Below are 24,639 nucleotides of genomic sequence, written 5' to 3'. Positions count from 1 at the left end.
GTATTTATAAATATTTTTAAAAATGCAATAGAAGCTGTTCCAACTAACGGTAAAATCTATATTAAGGTTACACAATTAAAAGAAAATAAAATATGTATTCGTTTTATTGATAATGGGAGTGGTATCCCAAATGACTTAATATCTAGGTTAGGTGAACCCTTTTATACAACAAAGGAAAAAGGGACAGGTTTGGGTTTAATGGTCAGTTACAAGATTATCGAAGAGCATCGAGGAAGTATAAACATAAAAAGTGAGATGAATAAGGGAACAACAGTTGATATTATACTTCCAGTTTCCACTGATGAATACATTTTCACAGATTCTGGTGCAAATATGATTTGTTAGAAACATAGAACCTCAATATCCTTTTCATCTATGAATTATGATGCTAATCCAAACGGCTTATGTATGAACTCAACTTCATTTTGGGCAGACTTCACCCTTTGGTGAACTTGTTCCTTTTTCATCATATGCATGGCTTCGATACCACTTATCATCCAAGAGGCTGTTCGAAAGGATTTCAATCCTAACATCGAACGAACTCGCTTCTTTATAAAACGATGGTCTTGTTCCACGATGTTGTTGAGATATCTAACTTGCCTTATTTGTATGCCTTTAGGCATACGCTTCTCCTCTGTTAACTCCTGAATTGCTACAGGATAAGCTGGGTTTTTATCCTCTGTTATGACACGTGGTCTGGAAACATACGAAAAAGCCAAGGCTTTCTTGAGAAAGCGCTTGGCTGCTTGTTTATCTCTTGATTCACTTAGATAAAAATCAATGGTATTTCCTTCGGAATCTACTGCACGATACAAGTACATCCATTATATTAAAGAAAATTATAATTGTTTTATAAACGGCACAATCATATAATTGTATGAAAAAGGACGCGTATCATGCCGATTAATTCTTTTGAAAACTATCCGATGAGCTGGAAGCCATCGATTGATAAAACTGAAAAGCCTATTTATCAAGCACTCGCAGGGCAATTGGAACAGGATATTTTAAACGGAGTTTTATTACCTGGAACAAAACTTCCTCCACAGCGAGAACTGGCCGATTATTTAGATTTAAATTTGAGTACCATTTCAAAAGCGTTTAAAGTGTGTGAGTTAAAGGGCTTATTAAGTGCAACTGTTGGAAGTGGCACATTTGTATCGTATGATGCGTTATCGAATGCGTATTTACTTGAAGATATAAAGCCGAGGCATTTAATTGAAATGGGAGCGACACTACCAGATAATGCTTCATATGAGCCACTACTACTCCAACTGAAAAATATGCTGCAAGAGGCGGATTATGAAAAATGGTTTGGTTATGGTCGAGCAGGCGATAGCCTTTGGCAAAAGGATGCAGCTATGAGGCTAATCCGAAGAGGTGGATTTGAAACAACAGTTGACCATATTTTATTTGCAAATGGCGGTCAAAATGCGATTGCTGCTACACTGGCGAGCCTTTGTCAGCCTGGGGATCGTATTGGTGTTGATCATCATACGTATCCGGGGTTAAAAACTGCTGCAGCGATGCTTAGTGTACAATTAGTATCGATTAAATCAGAGAACACTGAAATGAGTCCAACTGCCTTTGAGTATGCGTGTAAAAATGACAATATTAAAGGCATTTACTTGATCCCAGATTATCATAATCCGACAACTTGCTGTATGTCTGTTGAGAATCGAAAAGTGATTGCAGCAATCGCTAAAAAGTATAATCAGTTCATTATTGAAGATGCGACGTATCATCTCCTCAACGAAAAACCACATCCAGCAGTCGCGTCATTTGCACCAGAACAGGTCATCTATATTGCGAGTTTATCGAAATCAATAGCACCGGGGTTACGACTAGCCTATGTAGCAGTGCCAAGTCAATTCAAGGAGCCAATTTCAAAGGCGCTTTATAATTTAAATATCTCAGTTTCCCCGTTATTAGCAGAACTGACAGCACGTACTATTGTATCGAATCAATTTGAAGTCTTAATTGAGGGGCATCGGGAACAAACAATTCGTAGAAACCAAGTCGTGAATCGATATTTAGCAGACTATACGTGTTTAGGTGTTGAAACAGGCATATTTCGTTGGTTGCTATTACCAGGCAAGATCACAGGTGCTGAATTTGAAACGTTAGCTGCACAGCATGGGGTACAAGTGTATGCAGCTGAACGTTTTGTAGTTGGAAATAGTTGTCCAGAGCGAGCTGTAAGGGTGTCTGTCTGTGCACCAGAAACGATTGAAGAGCTTGAGCGAGGATTGATTATCCTTGAACGTTTACTAAACGATCTTACCTAATATTGTTCGCCATACAATTATAATGTTGTGTGGTTTTTTTTGTGCGTGTTATGATGATTCAAATCTAGTTGGAGGATTATAAGAAATAGAATTAGCTTTTTAGAAAGGTAGGTTAGATTGTGTTACATAAAGATAGTGTAAAAGTGTTAGACGTCCAATCAGCTTGGTTACGAAGCTACATTAGCTCTTCAGAAAAACAACAACAATTATATAAAAGAACATTAATTGTTGTTGTCATATCCCAAATTTTTGGAGGAGCAGGACTTGCAGCAGGAATAACAGTAGGGGCACTTCTAGCGCAAGACATGTTAGGTACAGATAGTGTAGCGGGAATTCCGACGGCGTTATTTACTTTAGGATCAGCAGGGACTGCACTACTTGTGGGACGACTTTCTCAGCGATTTGGTCGTCGTACTGGACTGGCGGTAGGATTTTTGGCTGGAGGTATCGGTGCCATTGGAGTAGTTATTTCAACATTAATGAATAGCATTCTACTTTTATTTACTTCACTGCTTATCTACGGGGCTGGAACGGCTACAAACTTACAAGCACGCTACGCAGGAACTGACTTGGCAAACTCAACACAAAGGGCAAAGGCTATTAGTATAGCCATGGTTTCCACCACATTTGGTGCTGTTGCAGGCCCAAACCTGGTGGATGTAATGGGTGAGTTTGCTATATCCATAGGAATTCCTGCTTTAGCTGGTCCATTTATATTAGCTGCTGCAGCTTATATACTTGCTGGTTTAGTTCTATTAATTTTACTTCGTCCTGATCCCTTTATTGTTGCAAAAGCAATATCAGATGCTCAAAGAACAACCAGTAATTTACTTTTAGAGGAAAATTCTAATTTGTTATCGATAAACAGGCGAGGCATTTTTGCAGGAGCTGCAGTAATGGTTCTAACTCAATTTGTTATGATTGCAATTATGACGATGACACCAATACATATGGGACACCATGGACATGGTTTGAAAGAAGTAGGGCTTGTAATTGGACTTCACATAGGTGCTATGTTCTTACCTTCTTTAGTAACTGGTTATCTTGTTGATAAAATTGGCCGTGCTGTTATGGCTATTGCTTCTGCCATTACGCTACTTGTTTCTGGCAGTCTAGCTGCTATGGGACCTGCTGATTCGATGGTAGTACTCATTACAGCACTTGCTTTACTTGGACTTGGCTGGAATTTTGGTTTAATTAGTGGCACAGCAATTCTTGTAGATGCAACTCCACCATCTACTCGGGCTAAGACGCAGGGTTCTGTAGATGTTTTGATTGCTTTGTCAGGAGCATTAGGAGGAGGCTTATCTGGAATGGTTGTAGCACATTCTAGTTATGCAACCCTTTCAATTGCTGGTGCTGTGCTTTCATTACTGCTTATTCCAATTGTTATTTGGGCCGTTAGCAATCAGAGTAAGGTCAAATAAAATAAAAATAACTGAAAAAGGAATGTTTATAAATGGAAAATAAATTTGCTGAGAGAGCTCGTTTAGTAAAATCTTCTGATTAAAAGTAACAGAAAGACCAGAAGTTATCTCTTTTGCGGGAGGCCTGCCAGCTCCAGAGTTGTTTCCTGTAGAAGCTCTTAAGAATGCATGCAATGCTGTATTAAATGAAGAAGGTGCGGCTTCTCTTCAATATAGTACGACTGAAGGATACATTCCTTTAAGAGAAGCTATTTGTCAAAGGATGAAAGTTATTGGGATCAACTCTACTATTGAAAATGTTCTTATCACATCAGGATCCCAGCAAGCAATCGACCTTACTGGAAGATTATTTATTAATGAGGGAGATACTATTATTTGTGAAAGCCCAACCTATCTTGCAGCAATTAATGCATTCAAGTCATACAATGCCAAATTTGTTGAAGTAGCTATGGATGATGATGGAATGGTTATGGAAGAGCTAGAGAAAAAGCTGCAAGAGCATCCTAACACAAAATTTATCTATACTATTCCAGATTTCCAAAACCCTACAGGCCGCACATTAAAACTCGAAAGACGAAAAAGAATGATTGAGCTTGCTAATCAATATGATGTACTGATTGTAGAGGATAATCCCTATGGAGCTGTAAGATTTGCTGGAGAGGAACTCCCGCCTGTGAAACATTTTGACACAGAGAGTAGAGTAATTTATATGAGCACTTTCTCTAAGATTTTTACTCCCGGTCTTCGACTTGGATGGATTTGTGCAGACGAATCTTTCATTGATAAGTATGTTGCTTTTAAGCAAACAGCTGACTTACATACTGACAGCTTTGCTCAAAGAATTACAGCTAAATATATGGAACTTTACGATATGGAAGAGCACATAAAAAAAATCAAAGCAGTATATAAAACAAGATGTACAGAAATGTTGCGCAGTATTGAAGAATTTTTCCCAAAGAACTTGTCTTACAGTAAGCCAGAAGGTGGATTATTTATTTGGGTTGAGCTTCCTGAGGGCGTTGATTCAACGTATATATTTACAGAGTGCTTGAAAAATAATGTTGCTTTTGTTCCTGGTGCCCCATTCTTTCCAAATGGCACAAAGAATAATACTTTACGTTTAAATTACTCGAATATGCCTAAAGACAAAATCATTGAGGGTATGAAGCGTATAGGAGAAGTAGTACATCGTGAATTAGAAAAAGAGAAACTCTTTTATTAAAAGAGTTTCTTTTAAGATATCTATAATTGGTGTTATTTAATACTGATAAACTACATTTATAATTGGCTCACCAACTGTGTAATTGAATGATCCTTGGTAAATAAGAAACATTGAAGAAAACTACGATAGATAGGATACAAAAAGGATTGGATAAGAAAACAATTGGAGTTAGTATAGAATTTTAAATAAATAAATTTTTATCAAGTTATTAAGAGTATTCTTTTCGAAGCTGCGCATCTAAAATAAACGTTCCAAATGGAAGAAGGGACGCAATGAATGCAGTCAATCCACGCATAATGGACCAGCGATGGACAAACATAACGTGCAGTACGGCTAAAATAAACAATACAAAAAATAACCCGTGCAAGGAACCGGCTATCGTCACAGCCATAGGAAGCCCTGCAAAATACTTTAAAGGCATGGCAATGCCAAGAAGCAATAAATAAGAAACGCCTTCTATAAGACCGATAAGACGAAGACGTCCAATAGCAGTATTCAGCATATAAGCACCTCCATAATTCGTAATTGGTATTTTTTATATTATAAACGAAGTAATAGGTTGATACGAATGTAAACACTTTTACAATCTTACTTTATCTATATGAGTTGTTTAAAAACAATAGAAATCAAATTGCCAAAGAATAGCATACGAGGAAAAAGGGAAAATAAGGATGAAACCAATGTCACAGGAGGGAAACAGTTGGATATTCTTAAGTTTTTTCAGTATGTATGCTCAGCGCTAGCTTTTGTATGCTTGGGATTTACGTATTATCACATGATGAAAAAGGGTAAAAAACAGAGAAACGGATAAATGATTTCTATTATGATAGCCAAGCGTCATCTGCAGATAGATGGCGCTTTTTTCAAAAAATAGTTTTATACGCAATAAATAACCAGTATAATGTTAAAAAAAGTGTAATTTTACATTATTAGGAGTGATAAGGTGAGGGGAAAAAGAATTTTTGTGGCAGCAGCTTTTTATACAGGTTGTTTAACTCTATCCATCCATACTTATACGGAGCAATTATCACAGCCTGTTATGGAAGATTACGGAAGGCTGCTGCCCGTAAAAATTAAAAAGGTTCAAAAAATGACAGAAGAAACGGAACTGCAGAAAATCATAAAAGAAGCAAATGCTTCAAATGAAAAAATCTCTATCGCCGGCATGCAGCATAGTCAAGGCGGACATACATATTATCCTGGAAGCACTGTTTTGGATATGAAAGGCTACAATAAAATTCTGGAATTTCATCCAAAGCAGAAAATCATTCGCGTACAAAGCGGAGCTACCTGGAATGACATACAGCGTGTGATTAATCCATATGGTTTAGCCTTGCAAGTCATGCAATCACAAAATATATTTACTGTCGGAGGCTCTTTAAGTGTAAATGTACATGGGCGTGATATTCGGCATGACGCTTTTATAGATACGGTACAATCCTTTCGATTGTTAATGGCTGATGGCAGTATTCAAAACATAAGCAGAGAGGAGAAGCCAGACTTGTTTTATCTCGTAATTGGGGGATATGGTTTGTTTGGCGTAGTTTTGGATGTAACATTACGGCTGACAGAAGATGAATTGTATAAAAAAAGAACAAGAGTAATAGATTACAAAGATTATACGTCCTATTTCCGAAAAAATGTTGAAAATGATGATCGTGTTCGTATGCATTTGGCGCGTATTTCTGTAGAACCAGAATCATTTTTACAGGAAATGTATGTTACAGACTATATGCTCGCTGCCGATCAGGAAAGAAGAAAACGATACAGCGCGTTAAAAGAGGATACAAATATTGTGTTACCAAAGTTTTTTCTTGGATTGTCACGGTACAGCGGTTGGGGGAAAACCATGTTTTGGAACATACAAAAGGAATATTTTGAACGTACGGATGGATCGTACGAAACTCGCAATAATGCAATGCGTTCAGATACTGCGTTTATGGAGTATGAAAGTCCTAATCGAACTGAGATTTTACAAGAGTATTTTGTTCCGATCAACAAATTTTCTGTATATATAGATAGTCTGTATGATGTTCTGGAGGAAGAGGATCTTAATGTTCTTAACATTACAGTACGTTATGTGAAAAAGAATGAAGATGCGGTTTTGTCATATGCGAAGCAAGATATGTTTGCCCTTGTGTTTCTTATTAATCAAGGGCGTTCTAAGAGTGAAATAGAGAAAACAGAAAAAGTGATACAAAAAATGATAGATGTTACTTTACAGCATGACGGAAGCTATTATTTACCATATTATGCATACCCTTCAAAACAGCAATTGCATCAAGCTTATCCGCGTATAGAAGAGTTTTTTATGGAAAAAAAGAAGTACGATTCAAAAGAACGATTTGTAAATCTGTTTTATAAGGAGTATAGAGAATGACATATAGGAGCTTTGTCACATCGCAAAGTTTGATTATCATGGCCGGTAGTATGGTATTTCCGTTTTATGTTTTATTGCTGAGAAATATTGGAGACAGCTTTTCGCAATTTGGATGGGCATACGGTTTATTTGCATTAACATCAGCAATTGTGCATCCGTTGGTAGGTATCATTTCGGATCGGTTCGGAGATAAAAAGCTATTAATCATATATTCTTGGGCAATGGCTGCTTTGATGTTATGTTTTCCGATTGCCACAGAAGTATGGCATGTGTATATACTGCAAGTCATGATGGGGTGCTTAGGAGCTGTACAGAGAAATACAGAGAAAACAGCGCTTGCACGGAAGATTGAGAAAAAAGATGCAGGATATGAAGTTGGAAAGTATCATGTTTGGACATCTGCTGGAGGCGCAATCGCCGTAATTATCACCGGATACTTAGTGGACTTTTTAACAATTGGAACCATTTTTTATATAGCATCATTTTTATACGCAGGAAGCGCTGTTCTGCTTTGGAAAACAAAACAATGGGCCGATAGTTAAACTACCGGCTCATTTATCAATGACTTTATGAGAGCAAATAGCGAGAAAAACCGGGCAAAAACCGCCCGATCCTTTTTCTTTTTAGATGGGCATAGTGCTCCTGCCAAGTATAGTAGCGGTCAAACCCTTCGACCCTCCCTCGTGTCTTTTGACTAAACAGTTTTGTTCTTTTGTGTGTTGTATTCTGCGAACAGAAAAACGGAATGGAGAGAGCGCGGAATTTTATACTTTCTTACTTTACAAAAAAGCCAAGCTGCAAGCAGCTTGGCTTTTCGCGTTACTCTGGTAATACGTAGAGGAGACGCGTGCCGTTTTTCATGCGCGTACCGCATAAAGGGCAATCCGGCTCATCGGTAAAGGAAAATTCCTTGCGCATCCAGCCTAAACAATCATCAGACTCACATTCCCATACAGCGACTTCCTCTTGTTTCTTTTCTTGCTGGAAAGCATCTTTCTTTTTGTTCCAATGCATACAATCACTCCTTTATGTGGTACGTCTAAAGGAAGAAAGACTGCTAACGATACTGTTAACAGCCTTGCCTCCTGTCAATTATAGCTTGATAACGTTTTTAGCTTGAGGACCACGGTTGCCTTGCTCGATTTCGAAGCTTACCTCTTGACCTTCTTCAAGAGTTTTGAAACCGTCAGTTTGGATAGCAGAGAAGTGTACGAATACATCGTTTCCGCCTGGTACTTCGATGAATCCGAAGCCTTTTTCGCTGTTAAACCATTTTACTTTACCAGTTGCTTTCATTTAAAATTCCTCCTTAGGAAGACAAAAATATAATATGCTCGTCTTAATTTCAGTGAAAATGAAGAATTCACACATTGTCAATCATCAGAGGCACTTCACATCATCCTTTGATGTTTGACAATATGTGAATTCTGTTCGCGCATATTCTCTTGCCCTTAGTATATCCCAGTTTGGTAAAAATAGCAATAAAAATGAGATATCCCGTGAATTTTTCATCTCCTGGACATTCAATTAGCATATGAGCTGCCAGAAAGACGTGCAGCATTTTTCTGGCTGGGAGATGCAGCTAAAAAGGAACAAATGCTTGGTATTTGGGAAGTGAATGAGGAGCAATTTAAAACAAACCATTTTGCATTTCACATACCGTATGAAGATTTGTTACAAGCAATAAATTTGCTTAACGAAAAAGGCATATCTGTAAGAAGGAGCTTTGGATTAGAGCCGACAGAACCGATTGTCCATGCTTGGATGCCCGCAGCGTCTGTCTATTTTTATGACCCCAACGGGAACTCATTAGAGTATATTGCCGTACTTGAAGGGGAATCGTATCCTGAACTTGGAGCGCTTTATCTAAGTGTATGGAAGAAGATAATGAAAGAAAAGGGGAAAAGAGATGAAGATCAGTAACGAGTCAAAAAATAGCATGCAATTTTTAGTTATTTCTCATCCGCATAGTCATGGAGAGCGAATTCTTATATAAAAATAACGCATAACCCTTGTACAGTGGCTTAAGAGTAAGGTATAATAAACACCGCATCAGTAGTTAAAACAGAGGTGAAAAACATGAACAAAACAGAATTAGTAAAACAAGTAGCAACAACTGCGGAATTATCCCAAAAAGATGCGACTGCAGCCGTAAACGCGGTTTTTGAAGCAGTAACAAACGCATTAGCTCAGGGAGAAAAAGTACAGCTGATTGGTTTCGGAACATTTGAAGTTCGCGAACGCGCAGCTCGTACAGGCCGTAACCCGCAAACAGGCGCAGAAATTACAATTGCTGCGACAAAAGCGCCAGCATTCAAAGCTGGTAAAGAGTTAAAAGAAGCGGTTAAATAATACATACGAAAAAGAGCGCATTCGTTAGGATGCGCTCTTTTTATATACACTTTAAAATTTCATGTAGTGTATTTAAAATAATTAAATAAAAAATAAAACCTTTAACATTTGTAAAAATTTCCTATTTTGACGTAAGTCAAGAAAGAACGATTATATTGATGAACAGCGAAAACTTCAATTTGATGAGATTGCAGAGGAATATAAGAGAGTTAGAGCGAACTATCCAAGACAGTTGTTCTTAGATATCATAGAATTTGCTAAAATCAAAAAGAATGAAGGAGGGGATAGATATTGAGCAGAATTTCTAAAACACCCAAACCGCCTTATTATGCAGTAATTTTTACTTCGCAGCGCACTGCTGGTAATAACGGATACGATGCTATGTCAGAAAAAATGGTACAGCTCGCTTCCGAACAGCATGGATTTCTCGGTGCAGAAAGCGTGCGAGATGAAGCGGGCTTTGGAATCACCATCTCATATTGGAAGTCATTAGAAGATATACAAGCTTGGAAAGAGAACAGAGAGCATAAGCGTGCACAAAAACTTGGGAAAGAGCAGTGGTACGATTCATTCATGACAAGAATCTGTTTCGTAGAACGGGACAGCTCTGCGGATCACAAACAGTGATGGAAGTGAAGCAATTGCTGAAGAATCTGAGGAGGAAGATGACATCATGAAGCTGCGTCCGCTAGAAGAAATGAGCGGACGCGTAATTTGTGAAATTCAACGGTTTTGCTGTTTTGTCTGTAATCCATTGGCCAATTCTGCGATGCGCTCGTTCGCGTTGCCTTTATACAGACCGCCGTGATAACAGACTACCGTTTCAATGTCGTACTGTGCGAGTTTTTTCAGCGATCGTATCGCCAAGTTCATATCAAACGTGTGCTGAGGGGCTGGTCCAAGCAGTTGCCCGTCCGCAACGGTCATGGCATCCCCAGAGATAAGGGTCTTGCTTGGGTGATGATACAAGCTAATATGTCCGGGAGTGTGACCTGGAGTGCCGATGATGGTAATTCCGCCGCAGTACGGCAATTTCTCTCCATCAGCAACCGTTGTGTCCACTTTGGCCTTGGGCGGGTTTTCAAGCGTCGCTTTAAATGCACTGCGCCACTCCGGCGGCACCTCCTTCGGCAAAGAGGCAAGAGCCTGCGCAATTGCTTCTGGTGTTACTTTCAATAATCGTTTCTCGCCTTGAATATACGGCAGTTCCGCTTCATGCGCCAGTACTTCAATTTTTCGAGATGACTCATTCAGCATAGCCGGCAAACTTCCGATATGATCCAAGTCCTGATGGGTTATCACTACTTTGCTGAGCTTATCGAACGGCACTCCGGCTTTCTCCATCGCTTCGCGAAATAGAGGCAATTGACCAGGATATCCCGTATCCACCAAAATCGCCCCGTCTTCGTCCCAAATAAGTACAGGATGAATGGTATTGGTCTTTCCCATGACAATTGCAGTAACCTCCAGCATTTTTACTCCAACGTTTGTTTGCATCTTATCAGCCCTTCGTTAAAGATTTTTACTGCTCGGATAACGATTTCACTCTCGATAAAAACGCAGCTTGCAAAGATGACGCAGACAGTTTCTGGCATCTTCTATTTTATAGAATAATAGTCATTAATATAAAAATCAACCAAAAATAATTCATAATAGCACAATTATTTATATTTGTCAATATTTTTGGTGGTGAACACAAATAAACATTTCTATATCACAAGGATCTTTTAAATTTATTAATCACACTTAATCCGGCGTAAGCTTACATCATTTGCTGTCAGTTTAAACTATTGTGCATTCAAATTTTACTTAATATAAACGGATACTTCCGATGATGTAGCGTTATGTTAACTATATAAATGATTTATAATTTCGACATAGGAAACGCTGCTATACAGAACAAAAGGCAGCCTGCACGCACTTCCTCTCTATGGTTTGCCCTTGTATGGGGCAGGAAAAGGGTTTGACCGCTTCTATGCTCCACCGGATGCTCTTTCCCCACTATAAAAAGACGGTTTTTTTATTCAGTTGTATATAGAAGTGAATATGATACGCAAACGAAATATAGTAATTATGCTCTAAATCCCTTACAATTATCTAGATATCTCCTCACAGAAAAAGAAATAGCTAATAACTACTGATAACATCGATTATGTGAACATGACATGAACAAGGTATAAATTACGAAAGAAGGAAAACGTATTGAGAACTAAAGTATACATTTTATCTGCCTTTACTAAGGATGGAGAAGGAGGAAACCCAGCAGGAGTTGTTCTAGATACGAAAGATCTTACAGAAAAGGATATGCAAGTCATTGCAAGCACATTAGGTTTTTCAGAGACTGCTTTTCTATTACCTTCTATAAATTCAGATTATAAAATTAGATATTTTACACCGAATGAAGAAGTAGATGTATGTGGACATGCAACGATTGCGACTTTTTCCTTGCTACTTCAAAACAGAATAGTAAATCCAGGAATATATACAACAGAAACAAAAGCGGGAATACTAGATGTACAAATTCATGAAAATCATATGGTTTTCTTACAGCAAAACCTCCCGAGTTTTTTAGAAGTACTACCTTTTGAAGAAATTATAGAATCATTATGTATGAATAAAGTCCAGTTAATGCCTAATATGCCCATCCAAATCGTATCTACAGGCTTACGCGACATTATTGTACCTGTAAAAAGTCTTACTGACTTATTAGAAATAAACCCTGATATGAAAGAAATCACTGAAATAAGCAGAAAGTACAATGTAACCGGGTATCATGTATTTACACTAGAAACCCTACATGATTCCACAGCTCATTGTAGGAATTTTGCACCTTTATACGATATTCCTGAAGAAAGTGCCACTGGTACATCAAATGCAGCTTTAGCTTGTTATTTAGTAAAATATAATGATAAAACGGAAAAAAAAGAAAGAACCTTTACTTTTGAGCAAGGGTATAGAATGGACAGCCCTTCAGAAATTATGGTAAATGTATCTGTTCATTCAGGTAATTTCGTAAATGTTCAGGTGGGGGGATTTACCTCTACATTTAAAGAAAAGTGGATTGATATTTAAATGTGAAAAATCATAATACAGCAGCCATACAAGAAAAAAGTGGTGGCATTTCTAAAAATAATGGCTATGTTAAATCTTAATGTTGATTTATGACCAAAGGAAAACCGCCCACAAAAGGGCGGTTAATTGAACTATCGTTCCCGTTTGTTGAGCTGTAAAACCTCGAAAGTTGGCTTGTTTGTAGAAGTTAAAAAGACTGGGCAAGACGGAATCCAAGGTCGCCTATGCAAAATGACGGATGGCTACGACGGCGACACGAAGCCCCACAACCCCTGGCCTCTTCAGCCCAGCTACCTCCTCGAAAAATTCGGTAGGAGCCGTACACTTGTTCATCATATAAATCCCAACACCACTCCCAAACATTCCCTAACATATCATACAGACCCCATGCATTCGGTTCCTTTCTTCCTATTTCATGGATTTTGCCTCCTGAATTTTCATTATACCAGGCAATCTTATCAAGCTCTCCGTATCTATAACCAGTAGTCCCTGCTTTACATGAATATTGCCACTCTGCTTCTGAAGGAAGTCGATAGCCGTCTGATTCCCAATCACAAATAATGTTTTTACCATCATTACTTATAGAATAACACTCTTTCAGTCCAGCTTTCTGTGAAAGTAGATTACAAAAAGAAATTGCATCATTCCAAGAAATATTCACAACCGGTTTTAGATCTCCGTCAAAAGAATTAGGTGATTTATTTGTAATAGCATAGTATAGACCTATAGTTACAGGATACCGGGCAAGAAGAAACGGTCTTATTTCAGCTTTCCATTTGCTTTTTATTCTATCGTCTCTTAATTCTATTTCTCCCCCTGGAATTTTTACCATTGGATAGTCAATGTAACTCTTTATTTCATTTGACACTCTACCTTCCTCCTAATGATCTTGGTTTTACAAATTTCACCGTGTTTAGAACCATTAAAGCAATATAATTTTTCTTTTAGTATCTCCCTAAAATATCTAGAAAAAACTCTTTAGATTTGTGGCCGTTTTTTAACAAACGGGCAGCTTTGCACCAGAACCCATATATTAGTGTAATTCCTGTGAAAATAGGTGAAGCACATCAGAGATGGAAAGATGCATTAAAAAAACGCCATCCTTTCATATGATTCTACAAAAGAATAGCGTTTTTTTGTTTTGAAGTATAAAGAAATTTTATCTCTCTACAGTTATTTATGAGAATTCAGCTTGTTTTTTCATCTTGGTCCGTATCAAATTTCTTATTTAGATAGCTATGTTTCCTTGAATATGATAGATACACGATTGTTCCTGCCGTAATCCAAATTGCGAAGCAAATCCATGTAATACGAGGCAAGCTCAATGATAGATAAATACATAAAAGTGCGCTAATAGCTGGAAGGGCAGGAACGAAAGGTACTCGGAATGCTGCTTTTAAATCTGGTTGTTTCTTTCGTAGCACAATAACAGCGATAGAAATGAGAGTGAAAGCCGCTAATGTTCCCATGTTTACAAGATGGGCAAGTGTTGTTAAATCAACGAATCCGGCAATTCCTGCGGCGATAAATCCTGTAAGCCAGGTGTTTTTGAATGGCGTTTGAAATTTCGGGTGTACCTTCGCAAAAATCTTTGGTAATAAACCGTCTCGGCTCATTGCGTATGTTAATCGGATTTGAGCATACAATAGTGCAAGCAAGACAGTCGTAATCCCTACAATAGCACCAACCGAAATTATACCGGCTAAGCTGTTTTGGCCAACAAAGTTAAGCGCAAACGAAACAGGGTCTCCAACATTCAGTTTTGTGTATGGAACCATACCTGTGAGTACAAGTGAGACCGCAACATACAAGATTGTACAAATAGCTAAAGAAGCTACAATTCCAATTGGCATATTCCGTTGTGGGCGTTTTACTTCTTCTGACGCATTAGCAATTACATCAAATCCGATGTAAGCAAAGAAAACAGTAGCAGCACTTGTGACTACTCCATCTAAACCAAATGGCATAAATGGTGTCCAGTTTTCAGGCTTTACATATTTAATCCCTGCAAAAATAAATAATAAAACGATTCCGATTTTAAGGAAAACAATTACGTTGTTAAAGCGTGTACTCTCTTTTACACCTTTACTCACAAGAGCTGTGATTAATAAAATAATAATCATAGCAGGTAAGTTAACTACTCCGCCTTGACCACTTCCTGGGGCAGAGGCAAGGAAAGCAGGAACATGAATACCAAATCCAGCAATTAATGATTGAAAATAAGATGACCAGCCTGTTGCAACAGCAGCAAGCGCAATGATATATTCAAGCATTAAATCCCAACCGATTAAAAAGGCTATAAGTTCTCCCAGTGTAGCATACGTATACGTGTATACACTCCCTGATACCGGTATAGAAGATGAAAATTCGGCATAACAAAAAGCTGCCAGCGCACAAGCAACACCTGCGAGGATAAATGAAAGGACAATAGCTGGACCTGCACTTTTGGCAGCAATCACTCCTGTGATCACGAAAATGCCTGTCCCAATTACACAACCAATTCCAAGAAGTATTAAATCCAGCAAGCTTAGCGCACGTTTAAGCTCTTTGTTATGACTTTGAGCTATTAAATCTGTAATAGATTTCTTTCTAAAGATTTTGTCCATCTGGCTGTCCTCCTGCTTTAAAATCAGAATTCTAATTTTTCTATTAAAAATAAAATTCTGATTTTTTAAAAGATAATTTTATTTCGAACTCATTATAGCACGGGTGGATAAACTAGAAAAGAAAAAAAGTTCGCGAATTGAATACAAAAAAAGGTTATAATGGTGATTATCTCTGTAAATGACCAAAACAATACGCATTATGCGTACTTGAGATGACTTTACTTATTGGTTGTTTCTCAAAACGAAAAAATGAGTTGAATTCTCATAAATAACTGTTGCGAGATAAAATTTTTGTTTTGAAGTATAAAGAAATTTTAACTTGATGGGGCAGGAGCCTATACATAATTAGGGAACGGATTCACCTTATTATCTAGCTATGTAGGTAGCGTTTAAGACTTCCTGGAGGATGAAAGTCACAAATTTCGAGAAAGTGAATAGCAAAGCAAGAACACAAAAACGTCTCCTGAGAACGGGGACGTTTTTTGTTAAGGAGTTTTGGTTAAAGATTATCTCATCAGTATAAAATATCAGCATTGCTTATTATGTTTTACAAGAGCACGATCGAGAAATTTCACATACCATATTTTCTTTAATTATGAAAAAACCTCCTGAAAAGAGACTCTATAAGAGTGGTATTGAGCTGTTAGACGCCCTAGTGTATAAAAACGTTAAAGTGTGTATGCTACCCCGTTTGTTTAGCTGAGAAAGCATATATGAACCTACGAAATCATGGTTCCAACTAGCCTCAAACATGTTTCTGCAAGTAGGAGATGAACAGATCAGTTGGTGGAACAACGATTCCACCAACTGACCTGGTTACCGATAGGGGACATCCTAAATAAAAAGGTTAACCAGGAAAATCTGGCTGATCTTATAATACAAATGGTAAATAAAAAAATGCTTAATGAAGAGCCTTTTTTACATTTCGTTTCACCTGAATGAATGCAATGAAATCACAAAAATCCTCAATCGTTAGTGTAATCTCATCTAGAGTAAGTACAATATCTTCAGAATGTAATAGTTCGGTCAGTTCGAGTTTCGGATGCTTTTCGTCTGTCCGATTCAAAATATAATCAACTGTTGTGTCAAATAAATCTGCGATTTGCAGCAAAGCCTTCAACGAGGGTACTCTGTATCCGGATTCGTAGCCGGCGTAGGTGCTTTTCGCAATTCCGAGACAATCGGCTGTTTCTTGCAAGGACCAATTCCTGCTCTTTCTAAGATTTACTAATCGTTGTAACACTGTATCCCTACTCCCATGTTAATTTTTATTGATTATATCATGCGAAACCTGCATATAAAAGAAAAATGTGCGCGTATTGAATACATATATTGATTTTTACCAGAGTTAAACCTTATAATAAGTTGTATGCATACGCGTTATGCGTACTTTAGATAAGGGTAAACTCGATTGGGGAGGTTCGCGATGAAGAAACTATTATTAATTGCAACAGGTGGAACAATTGCATCAGTTGAGGGGAAGGAAGGACTTGTTCCTGGATTGTCTGCTGAGGAACTACTGGAATATTTTCAGGACACATCTCAGTCAGTTGATGTAACGAGTCAAATTCTTATGAACAGAGACAGCACGAATATGCAGCCGGAGCATTGGGTTGAAATGGCTGAAGTGATTGCTCAAAATTACGAACAATATGACGGATTTGTGATCACTCATGGGACAGATACGTTAGCATATACTTCAGCGGCGTTATCCTATATGCTGCAAGGTTTACAAAAGCCTGTTGTCATAACGGGCTCGCAGGTTCCGATCAGCTTCAAAAAAACAGATGCGAAAAAGAATATATCTGATGCACTGCGCTTCGCATGTGAAGATATTGGCGGTGTCTTCGTCGTATTTGATGGACGCGTGATCATCGGTACAAGGGCTGTCAAAATGAGAACAAAAAGCTACGATGCGTTTGAAAGTATCAATCATCCATACGTTGCTTATGTGGACGCAAAGGAAGTGCGATATCAGTGGAAACCTACGTCCTCTTCTAACGAATTTCTAGTGAATACTAGCTTGTGTCCAGATGTATTTCTAATGAAATTGTATCCTGGAATGAAACCAGAGATATTTGATTGTCTGAAGGATTTGTATAAAGGGATTATTATTGAAAGTTTTGGTAACGGTGGATTGCCTTTTGAGGGGCGGAACTTGTTGGCGAAAATTCAAGAACTTACGGAAGCTGGTATTGCCGTAGTTATAACCACTCAATGTTTGGAAGAAGGGGAAGACTTGCTTCTTTATGAAGTAGGACGCAAGGTTGCACAACATCGTGTTATTTTATCTGGAGATATGAACACAGAGGCTATCGTCGCCAAGCTGATGTGGGCTCTTGGACAAACCAATTGTATAGAGGAAATCAAGGAGATTGTAGAAACTCCTTTGGCAGGGGATTCGACTGCTGGATTTGAAAAAGAAGACTAGTATTCGAGTATGCCCAAAATACAAGCCATTTACTCCGTTTCTGTAAAAAAAGTGAGTCCGATGCCTTCTGCATCGGACTCACTTCACTAAAGTTGATGGCTATGCCCATAAAGGGCTACTTTTATGGACAGTACAACTACCGATAATAACATGTTATGTAAATCAGAAAGATGTCTACACAGGCTACTTTTTATTAATGTTCAGAAAGTCATCCGTTTTATCTCGACAGCTTTGATTCGGTTTCAGAAAAAGGGAAAGCTAGACATGATACCCATTGACCATGGTGTCTAACCTTCCTGTTTTTGGATCGATTACTAATCCGTGCACAGGCACATCCTTTGGCATTAACGGATGATTGCGAATGGTTGCTACGCTGTGTTTCACGCTGTCTTCTACACAATCAAAGCCATGCAAAAACTTTTCAAAATTCACTCCGGAGTAATGAAGCGTCTCTAACTTCTCCTGACTTACGCCACGTTCTTTCATTTTTTTCAAGGTATTCTCTGCTTTTAAGCTTGCCATACCGCAATCGTAGTGACCTACAACACACACCTCGCCCGCCCCAAGTTCATAGACTGCGACAAGAATACTTCTCATAATACTTCCAAACGGATGTGACACAAGGGCACCAGCAGTTTTAATGATTTTGGCATCACCATTGCCCACATTCATCGCTTTTGGCAGCAATTCCACTAAACGAGTATCCATGCAAGAAAGAATAACGAGCCGTTTTTGCGGAAACTTATCCGTTTGAAACTTTTCATATTCCCTATTTTCTACAAAATTCTCATTATAAGATAAAATTTCATCTAACAGTTTCATAAGAATCCTCCTTGGTAATGAATCATTATCTATCATTTTTCTCTTTTTTATGAAAAAAATCAAGAAAAATCAATTCTTCTTGAGAATAAAGTTTAGTTGACTACCGATAATGTCATGTTATGTAAACCTCACATGAATATGATATACATGGCTCTTTTCCTTCATGAATCATGGAGAAATAGTAATAAAAGGATAATAGGGGTATTGAATAGCAAAGCTGATCTATTTTAATCGCTCTTCCTTTCTTTTTATCCGATGAATTTCCATGTGTTTTAAAGAATATGTATATGAAGGTATATTTTTTGATAAAGAGAGGGCTGATAGCGTATGTTGCATAAAGTGGAGGCTGAAATCAACCAAATTGTGAATGTGTTTTTTAATGATCAATCATCAGATGGATCGTGGCGCTATCCGTTTGAGATCGGTATTGCATCAGACTGTTATATGATCATCTTATTGCGGACATTAGAAATCAATGATGAAGAATTAATCAAGGCTTTAGTCGAGAGAATTATCGGCAAGCAGGAGCGAAATGGATCATGGAAGCTATTTCATGATGAGGGGGAGGGGAATGTATCTGCCACGGTTGAAGCATACTATGCTCTTCTTTACTCGGGTTATCGAAACAAGCATGATCAGGAAATGGAAATGGCGAGACAGTTTATCGTATCTAAGGGTGGTATTACGAAGACTCATATGTTTACAAAAATGATGTTAGCCATAACCGGACAATACGAATGGCCGAGTGATTTTCCTATTCCGATTGAAGTGATGCTCCTTCCGGTTTCATTTCCGGTCAACTTTTTTGATCTGTCTGTATACGGCAGAGCGAACCTTGCTCCGATTTTAATTCTTGCCGACCATCAATTTAGCATGAAAACAAAACACTCTCCGGATTTATCTGACCTGCTTCAGGAGAGGAAGATCGCTTTTTTGAAAGATTTAAATTTGAATGAGGATGAAGAGGTCAAATGGCGATCGATTTTGACGCTGATCAAACAAGGGATTCAAACGCTTCAAGGTCTTCCCGAAGAGCTTCACTTAATGGCTTTAAGACGAGCAGAACAATATATGGTAGAGCGAATTGAACCGGACGGAACATTTTACAGTTATTTTAGCTCAACCTTTCTGATGATATTTTCCTTATTAGCTCGGGGTTATTTGAAAAATCATCCGGTCATCACTCGTGCAGTTCAGGGATTAAAGTCGATGATTACTCAAATTGATGGGAGTCTTCACGTACAGTATACGACGGCAACCGTTTGGAATACAGCGTTAATCAGTTACGTTTTGCAAGAGGCCGGGATTCCTTCTTCAGCAAAGGTCATTCAAAAGGCGAATCAATATTTACTTTCCCGTCAACATTACAAATACGGCGACTGGGCGATTCATAATCCAAATACACAGCCAGGCGGTTGGGGATTTTCAAACATTAACACCATCAACCCTGACGTGGACGACTCAACCGCTGCTCTAAGAGCGATTCGAGCATTCGCAATAGAACAGACTTCTTATCGTCAGTCATGGGACCGGGGAATCAATTGGGTCATTTCCATGCAAAACAATGATGGCGGATGGCCTGCGTTTGAAAAAAATGTTGATCAACAATTTCTCACTTGGCTGCCTGTTGGGGGTGGAGAAGACTTTCTGATTGATCCTTCGACGGCTGATTTAACGGGGAGAACATTACAGTTTTTTGGAAAGTGCACACTTTTGAACAGGCATCATCGAATGATCAAACGTGGAGTAGATTGGCTGTTACACAATCAAAAAGAAGACGGCTCCTGGCATGGACGCTGGGGAATATGTTATATTTACGGGACGTGGGCAGCCGTAACAGGAATGTCCGCTATTGGAATATCATCGGATCATCTCGCCATTCAAAAGGCGGTGAAATGGTTGCACGAAACCCAGAATCCGGATGGTGGATGGGGAGAATCTTGTAAAAGCGATATCGAAAAACAGTATGTGCCATTAGGGGTAAGTACACGTACACATACTGCATGGGCGCTAGATGCACTAATCGCAGCTTCAACTAAAGTTACGCCTGAAATCGAACGGGGTGTAAGGTTTTTAGTAGATATAAAGCAACCAGAAGATTGGACGGCAGACTATCCAAAAGGAAGGGGAATGGCAGGAGCATTCTACATCCATTATCATAGTTACGAGTATATTTGGCCGTTGTTGACATTAGCTCACTATAAACAGAAATTTAGTGAGCTTGTTTAGAAAAGGGGACATAGTCTCTTCTTTTTCTTTGAATTAAAAGTATTATTGAAACCATCGATAAAATTTCCATATAAGGAGCATGAAGATCATGTATCCGAAAAAGGAATAAGAATGACGCCATGCTTCGCTATGAGTAAACCATCCAAAATTCTCCGCAAACTGTTCGGAAACACTTATACAAAGTCCAATCAAAACGATAAACAGGATTCTTGAAAATGCAGGCAACGTTTTTGCAATTCGTAAAAAGAGCGCAGTAAAGATGGGCAATATCAATAATGTAAAAGCGATATTGATTGTAAATACGTCTGGGAATGGTCTTGCTGGAAAGGCATACATTTGTTTACCGACAAACAGTAAGTCTAAATACGTCCCGATGAAACAAGAGAAAATGATGGTGGCTACAAAAACCCGATGGTTACTCGTCTTCTGCTTCTTCTCGGAGCAGGATGTTTTTTTTGGCCAGAATGGCAAGTTCAATTTTTTCAAGCGTTTTGCAGTATTCATCATAAATCTCCCCATCTGTATTTTCTCCCTTATCGATTAAGTAGTCCATGATGTGCCAGTCTTCAAACCAGTCTTCGCTTTCCGCCTCTTCATGATTAAGATCTTTCCATGCGTATATTAATCGTGGGCTGTATAAACGATCCGCACCTTTTCTTAATTGGCATTTTTTCGTCCGACGTTGATAAAATGCACGGGAGAATGATTCGTTTACATCATAAAACAAATGCGGCCAGTAGTCTTTTCGCGAACCGGTATGTGGATGATCATGAGCCCAATTCACTACTCCTGATAAGATGTTCTCACGGCGAAACAGCAGTGAGTATAATCGCTTGCCCAGCAAAATCCGTTCATGAAGGGAGGGGAAATGCTTCATTGTATCACCGACTAGCAATGTTTTTTGTTTGGTCTCATCTTTATAGAATGGCAAAAGAATATGATTAAAGCGAAAAAAATCATAAAGTTTGAATCCAATACTATTTAGTACGGTCTTTTTAAAATGGGCATTTTGAATGACCCTTTTTTCTAAATAGCTTTGTTCATTAATAACAGTGGCAATGGCTAACGTATAGTGATCGCCTGTTTTCCAGAAATGGTTCCACATCGTTTCCATAAACGTTGATACATTGAAAAAAGGTAGAAGATGAAACAGTCTTTTGGATCTTTTGACACTTTGTTCATACAACAAAAATTGCGGGTACACATCCTGGAAGATTAACCAGTTCCCTCGTTCCAAAAAAGAAAAGAAGGTGAGTTGATCTTTTTCCGACAATAGTCTTGTATATAACTCCCCTTTTAAATCCGTCATATTCCAACCGCCATTACGCGATACCATATGTCCAAGCAGTGCCCAGTGTATTTCTGGGTATCGGAGGTAAAACTGATAATAGGCATTCGTTCGCGTCACATTATTTTTGTTGTGTTGTCTTGTTCGTTCTTTAATTTCATGAATTAACATTGTCTCTTCTGCCGTTAGCTCCCACGTTTTAACAGAAGTTTGTTTTCTTTTACCTTTCTTCTTTAATTCATCTTTTACATCTAAAAGAGAATACGGAGTCGTCTTGGAAAAGCCGTTCCATTTCCTTTTCCGATCGTTGTGGTGCATCCCGCTCCCTCCTGTTAACATGAATGTTCTTCTTTTAAGGGCGAATAGGTTATTGTGGTAACCATCAGATGATTAAATTTTTCAATCTATTTATCATAAATTAGGCGAGAATACCCCCACTTCAAGGAGCGGAAGCGAGTAAGTGGGGGAGGTTCATTAGAAATCAATCTTTTAATCTACTAGTACGGATTTTTAAAAGTATTTTAACAAAGCGGCTACCATCATTTTATTACGAACGTTAGGAATAAATGATGATCGTTTTTTCGTACAACCGCCAAAAGGGTTGCGATGACTGGTGTTGAGGGCTTCAGATAAAATAAATTTGTCAAAATGGTTAAACAATTTCTAATAGATTAACTGCCGATAACTCGTGTTATGCGAATGTAAAAGGCCAGCTAACAGCTGGCCTTTTATTATTTACTAACTTCGACGACGAATGGAACTATAAATACTTTGTTGTTTTGCTGGAACTCTCCCCAGATTTTATACATACCGGGCGAAGGAAAAGTAGTATGGAACATAGCATCAGGTCCTTTTGCCTTTTCATCCATCGGGTGTACGTGCAGATACTTCGTCGCGTCTTGATTCAGAATGACAACATGGCCTACGGCCCCAAGATATGGTTGTAAGTCTGTAATAGGTTGTTTTGTCTTAGCATCCTTAAAGTTAAAGGTCAACATAGTTTCTTGGTTTGCCTTTAATGATCCTTCTATTTTTAACTCTACTTCTTTACCATTCACAGTTTTCACTAACGCCTTATCAGGTGTAAGGCTAACAGGAGCTGGTTTATTCCCTTTAACAGAAACCTCATGCATTTGAACCGTATCTGATTGCCCCTTTGGTACAAAATCGGCAATTAACTGAAATGGTCCACCTTGAGGAAACGTAACAGGAACTGTGAATACACCGTTTCCTTTATAAGTTGGATGGATGTGTTGATATTGTGACAAGTCTTTGCTCACAACAATGAGATGCATTTGCTTTTCATGGTTCACGTCAAATTCGGAAATAGGCTTCCCATTATTGTCTTTGATTGTGATTGTTAACTGGTTGGTTGTATTCGACTCGGGATCATGATCAAACTTCCAATCGGTTTGTACTGCAACTTGTTGTTTTCCTTTTGAAGAATCGTTATGATTCATGTTTGCCATGTCGTGTTGCATCTGCTTATGTTCAGAATCCTTATTACATGCTGCCAAAGCAACCGTAGTCAAAAGAGATACTACGACAAACAATAACTTTTTCATAAAGACACCCTTTCGTTGTAATAAATGCTACTGCTCATTAAATATACCAAATAAATTTGCAGAAACTTTGCAGAGCAATACAAGTATAGCCTTTATATTTAAAAACATAAGCATATGATTTTTTATGATTAAGTGACTTCCGATAATGAGATGTTATGTCAGCTTAAAGTAAAGTTAAAGGTTTCTTCAAAGAAACAGTAGAATACATTACTAAAATCAAATTCAAGTATATCTTTTACGATCTTGTTGCCGTTGAAAAAAGGATGAAGGAATTGGAAGGGAAAAGTGTAATACTAACGCCGGAGCAACAAGCGGCAGCTAATAAGGCATTAGAAGGATTTGATTTTCGTCCTGATTTGAATAAGGTTACCGCTAAGACATTGGTTATTAGTGGGAAGTACGATGGTCTAAACCCACCTGAACTTGGAAGGGAAATTGCATCGCTCATCCCAGATTCAACATTTGTTGAATTTGAGAAATCAGGGCATGCGCCAAACGTTGAAGAACATAAATACTTCATGGAACTGGTAATAAACTTCCTTACATAATAGAAAAGGTTTTAAACTATCCCTAAAGCGAAAAAAGACGTTATTCTTTCTGTAGGGGTACAGCCACACATCCATCAACTTAAGATACATTTGGATATAAAAGTTAAGGTTTTCCAAGTAGTTTTTTATTACCTTTTACAGATGTTTTAAAAGTACGCATACCAAATAAACCCGAATGGGTTTATTTTTTAACTATGCTACCTGATGAGCCGGAGTGGTATAATTATAAACAACACCCAAAATATCAAAGACTGTCTTTTTCTCGTACCGATGAGATTTTCGTCCGTTTTGCTGTAGGAGGTTAAACAGACGAAGGAGAACCTTTGATAATTCTTGGGTGTTTTTTTGTAATGCTTGATGAAAAAGTAAGAAGTAATCTTTAATTATGTACATTGCTTTATATTCGCTTAGT

24 protein-coding genes and 2 pseudogenes are annotated in these 24,639 nt (G+C 38.2%); 13 read left to right on the top strand and 13 right to left on the bottom strand.

Annotated elements, in window-relative coordinates:
• Positions 1-345, top strand: a 345-nt coding sequence (locus H540_RS29975) for an ATP-binding protein (protein ID WP_034671206.1), incomplete at its 5' end; no start/stop codon positions are given.
• A gap of 35 nt (positions 346-380) precedes the next feature.
• On the opposite strand, the pseudogene H540_RS0116450 reads toward H540_RS29975, so the two are convergent.
• A pseudogene (locus H540_RS0116450) lies at positions 381-824 on the bottom strand (IS6 family transposase); the annotation flags it as partial.
• 72 nt (positions 825-896) lie between these two features.
• Here H540_RS0116450 and H540_RS0116445 point away from each other — a divergent pair.
• The 3 genes from H540_RS0116445 (at position 897) to H540_RS29970 (ending at position 4,934) form a co-directional block, all read left to right on the top strand.
• Entirely contained in the window at positions 897-2,285 is a 1,389-nt protein-coding gene (locus tag H540_RS0116445) for an aminotransferase-like domain-containing protein (protein ID WP_028401588.1), read from the top strand.
• A 119-nt stretch (positions 2,286-2,404) separates the two neighbouring features.
• On the top strand, positions 2,405-3,712 hold the full coding sequence (locus H540_RS0116440; protein WP_028401587.1) for an MFS transporter: 1,308 nt from the start codon (positions 2,405-2,407) through the stop codon (positions 3,710-3,712).
• A 139-nt stretch (positions 3,713-3,851) separates the two neighbouring features.
• Positions 3,852-4,934, top strand: a complete 1,083-nt coding sequence (locus tag H540_RS29970; RefSeq protein ID WP_245592267.1) for an aminotransferase-like domain-containing protein — start codon at positions 3,852-3,854, stop codon at positions 4,932-4,934.
• Between the two features lie 208 nt (positions 4,935-5,142).
• Here the strand turns inward: H540_RS29970 and H540_RS0116430 are convergent, their stop codons facing one another.
• Positions 5,143-5,436: a DUF3817 domain-containing protein gene (locus tag H540_RS0116430; protein WP_028401586.1), complete on the bottom strand. Its 294-nt coding sequence runs from the start codon at positions 5,434-5,436 to the stop codon at positions 5,143-5,145.
• 441 nt (positions 5,437-5,877) lie between these two features.
• Between H540_RS0116430 and H540_RS0116420 the strand changes: the two genes are divergently transcribed.
• Together H540_RS0116420 and H540_RS0116415 are read left to right on the top strand one after the other, a co-directional pair.
• Positions 5,878-7,314 (top strand): FAD-binding oxidoreductase, encoded by a 1,437-nt coding sequence (locus tag H540_RS0116420; RefSeq protein ID WP_028401585.1) that lies wholly within the window; start codon positions 5,878-5,880, stop codon positions 7,312-7,314.
• Complete coding sequence (locus tag H540_RS0116415; protein WP_028401584.1) at positions 7,311-7,856, top strand: MFS transporter; 546 nt, start codon at positions 7,311-7,313, stop codon at positions 7,854-7,856. Before H540_RS0116420 ends, H540_RS0116415 begins: the two co-directional genes overlap by 4 nt.
• A 277-nt stretch (positions 7,857-8,133) precedes the next feature.
• Here the strand turns inward: H540_RS0116415 and H540_RS0116410 are convergent, their stop codons facing one another.
• The gene (locus H540_RS0116410) at positions 8,134-8,328 is read right to left on the bottom strand and encodes a cold-inducible protein YdjO-related protein (protein WP_028401583.1); all 195 of its coding nucleotides are present in this window, start codon (positions 8,326-8,328) and stop codon (positions 8,134-8,136) included.
• A gap of 78 nt (positions 8,329-8,406) precedes the next feature.
• Positions 8,407-8,610 (bottom strand): cold-shock protein CspD, encoded by a 204-nt coding sequence (cspD, locus tag H540_RS0116405; RefSeq protein ID WP_028401582.1) that lies wholly within the window; start codon positions 8,608-8,610, stop codon positions 8,407-8,409.
• Positions 8,611-8,910: 300 nt separating this feature from the next.
• Between cspD and H540_RS29965 the strand changes: the two genes are divergently transcribed.
• From H540_RS29965 to H540_RS0116390, 3 genes are all read left to right on the top strand, one after another.
• Complete coding sequence (locus H540_RS29965) at positions 8,911-9,237, top strand: VOC family protein (RefSeq protein WP_155891050.1); 327 nt, start codon at positions 8,911-8,913, stop codon at positions 9,235-9,237.
• Between the two features lie 156 nt (positions 9,238-9,393).
• Positions 9,394-9,666: an HU family DNA-binding protein gene (locus H540_RS0116395; RefSeq protein ID WP_028401581.1), complete on the top strand. Its 273-nt coding sequence runs from the start codon at positions 9,394-9,396 to the stop codon at positions 9,664-9,666.
• Between the two features lie 291 nt (positions 9,667-9,957).
• Entirely contained in the window at positions 9,958-10,293 is a 336-nt protein-coding gene (locus H540_RS0116390) for an antibiotic biosynthesis monooxygenase family protein (protein WP_028401580.1), read from the top strand.
• A gap of 96 nt (positions 10,294-10,389) precedes the next feature.
• On the opposite strand, the gene H540_RS0116385 is transcribed toward H540_RS0116390, so the two are convergent.
• Positions 10,390-11,163, bottom strand: coding sequence for an MBL fold metallo-hydrolase (locus H540_RS0116385; RefSeq protein ID WP_028401579.1), 774 nt, complete (start codon positions 11,161-11,163; stop codon positions 10,390-10,392).
• A 705-nt stretch (positions 11,164-11,868) separates the two neighbouring features.
• On the opposite strand from H540_RS0116385, the gene H540_RS0116380 reads away from it, so the two are divergent.
• The gene (locus H540_RS0116380) at positions 11,869-12,738 is read left to right on the top strand and encodes a PhzF family phenazine biosynthesis protein (protein ID WP_028401578.1); all 870 of its coding nucleotides are present in this window, start codon (positions 11,869-11,871) and stop codon (positions 12,736-12,738) included.
• 187 nt (positions 12,739-12,925) lie between these two features.
• On the opposite strand, the gene H540_RS0116375 is transcribed toward H540_RS0116380, so the two are convergent.
• From H540_RS0116375 to H540_RS0116365, 3 genes are all read right to left on the bottom strand, one after another.
• Positions 12,926-13,570 (bottom strand): formylglycine-generating enzyme family protein, encoded by a 645-nt coding sequence (locus H540_RS0116375; protein WP_211241902.1) that lies wholly within the window; start codon positions 13,568-13,570, stop codon positions 12,926-12,928.
• Positions 13,571-13,925: 355 nt separating this feature from the next.
• Positions 13,926-15,344, bottom strand: coding sequence for a branched-chain amino acid transporter BcaP (gene bcaP, locus H540_RS0116370; RefSeq protein WP_028401576.1), 1,419 nt, complete (start codon positions 15,342-15,344; stop codon positions 13,926-13,928).
• A 901-nt stretch (positions 15,345-16,245) separates the two neighbouring features.
• Complete coding sequence (locus H540_RS0116365) at positions 16,246-16,587, bottom strand: helix-turn-helix domain-containing protein (protein ID WP_028401575.1); 342 nt, start codon at positions 16,585-16,587, stop codon at positions 16,246-16,248.
• A 183-nt stretch (positions 16,588-16,770) separates the two neighbouring features.
• Between H540_RS0116365 and H540_RS0116360 the strand changes: the two genes are divergently transcribed.
• The gene (locus H540_RS0116360; protein WP_028401574.1) at positions 16,771-17,775 is read left to right on the top strand and encodes an asparaginase; all 1,005 of its coding nucleotides are present in this window, start codon (positions 16,771-16,773) and stop codon (positions 17,773-17,775) included.
• A gap of 258 nt (positions 17,776-18,033) precedes the next feature.
• On the opposite strand, the gene H540_RS0116355 is transcribed toward H540_RS0116360, so the two are convergent.
• Positions 18,034-18,597 carry a beta-class carbonic anhydrase gene (locus H540_RS0116355; protein WP_028401573.1) on the bottom strand — a complete coding sequence of 188 codons (564 nt, stop codon included), beginning with the start codon at positions 18,595-18,597 and terminating at the stop codon, positions 18,034-18,036.
• A gap of 327 nt (positions 18,598-18,924) precedes the next feature.
• Here H540_RS0116355 and shc point away from each other — a divergent pair, with 327 nt between their 5' ends.
• Positions 18,925-20,826 carry a squalene--hopene cyclase gene (gene shc / locus H540_RS0116350; protein WP_028401572.1) on the top strand — a complete coding sequence of 634 codons (1,902 nt, stop codon included), beginning with the start codon at positions 18,925-18,927 and terminating at the stop codon, positions 20,824-20,826.
• A 42-nt stretch (positions 20,827-20,868) separates the two neighbouring features.
• Here the strand turns inward: shc and H540_RS34700 are convergent, their stop codons facing one another.
• The 3 genes from H540_RS34700 to H540_RS0116340 form a co-directional block, all read right to left on the bottom strand.
• Positions 20,869-21,345 carry a CBO0543 family protein gene (locus tag H540_RS34700; RefSeq protein WP_425388132.1) on the bottom strand — a complete coding sequence of 159 codons (477 nt, stop codon included), beginning with the start codon at positions 21,343-21,345 and terminating at the stop codon, positions 20,869-20,871.
• Complete coding sequence (locus H540_RS0116345) at positions 21,242-22,432, bottom strand: DUF2515 domain-containing protein (RefSeq protein WP_028401571.1); 1,191 nt, start codon at positions 22,430-22,432, stop codon at positions 21,242-21,244. The genes H540_RS34700 and H540_RS0116345 overlap by 104 nt, the downstream gene beginning before the upstream one ends.
• 413 nt (positions 22,433-22,845) lie before the next feature.
• Complete coding sequence (locus H540_RS0116340; protein ID WP_028401570.1) at positions 22,846-23,679, bottom strand: hypothetical protein; 834 nt, start codon at positions 23,677-23,679, stop codon at positions 22,846-22,848.
• Positions 23,680-23,951: 272 nt separating this feature from the next.
• On the opposite strand from H540_RS0116340, the gene H540_RS0116335 reads away from it, so the two are divergent.
• Entirely contained in the window at positions 23,952-24,227 is a 276-nt protein-coding gene (locus H540_RS0116335) for an alpha/beta fold hydrolase (RefSeq protein ID WP_028401569.1), read from the top strand.
• 192 nt (positions 24,228-24,419) lie between these two features.
• Here the strand turns inward: H540_RS0116335 and H540_RS29960 are convergent.
• Positions 24,420-24,639: pseudogene (locus tag H540_RS29960) on the bottom strand (IS4 family transposase); the annotation flags it as partial.

This window comes from Ectobacillus panaciterrae DSM 19096 (assembly GCF_000430785.1).
Classification (GTDB): Bacteria; Bacillota; Bacilli; order Bacillales; family Bacillaceae_G; genus Ectobacillus; species Ectobacillus panaciterrae.
The sequence above is the reverse complement of the archived record's forward strand: the minus strand, read 5'-3'. Positions and strand labels throughout refer to the sequence as shown.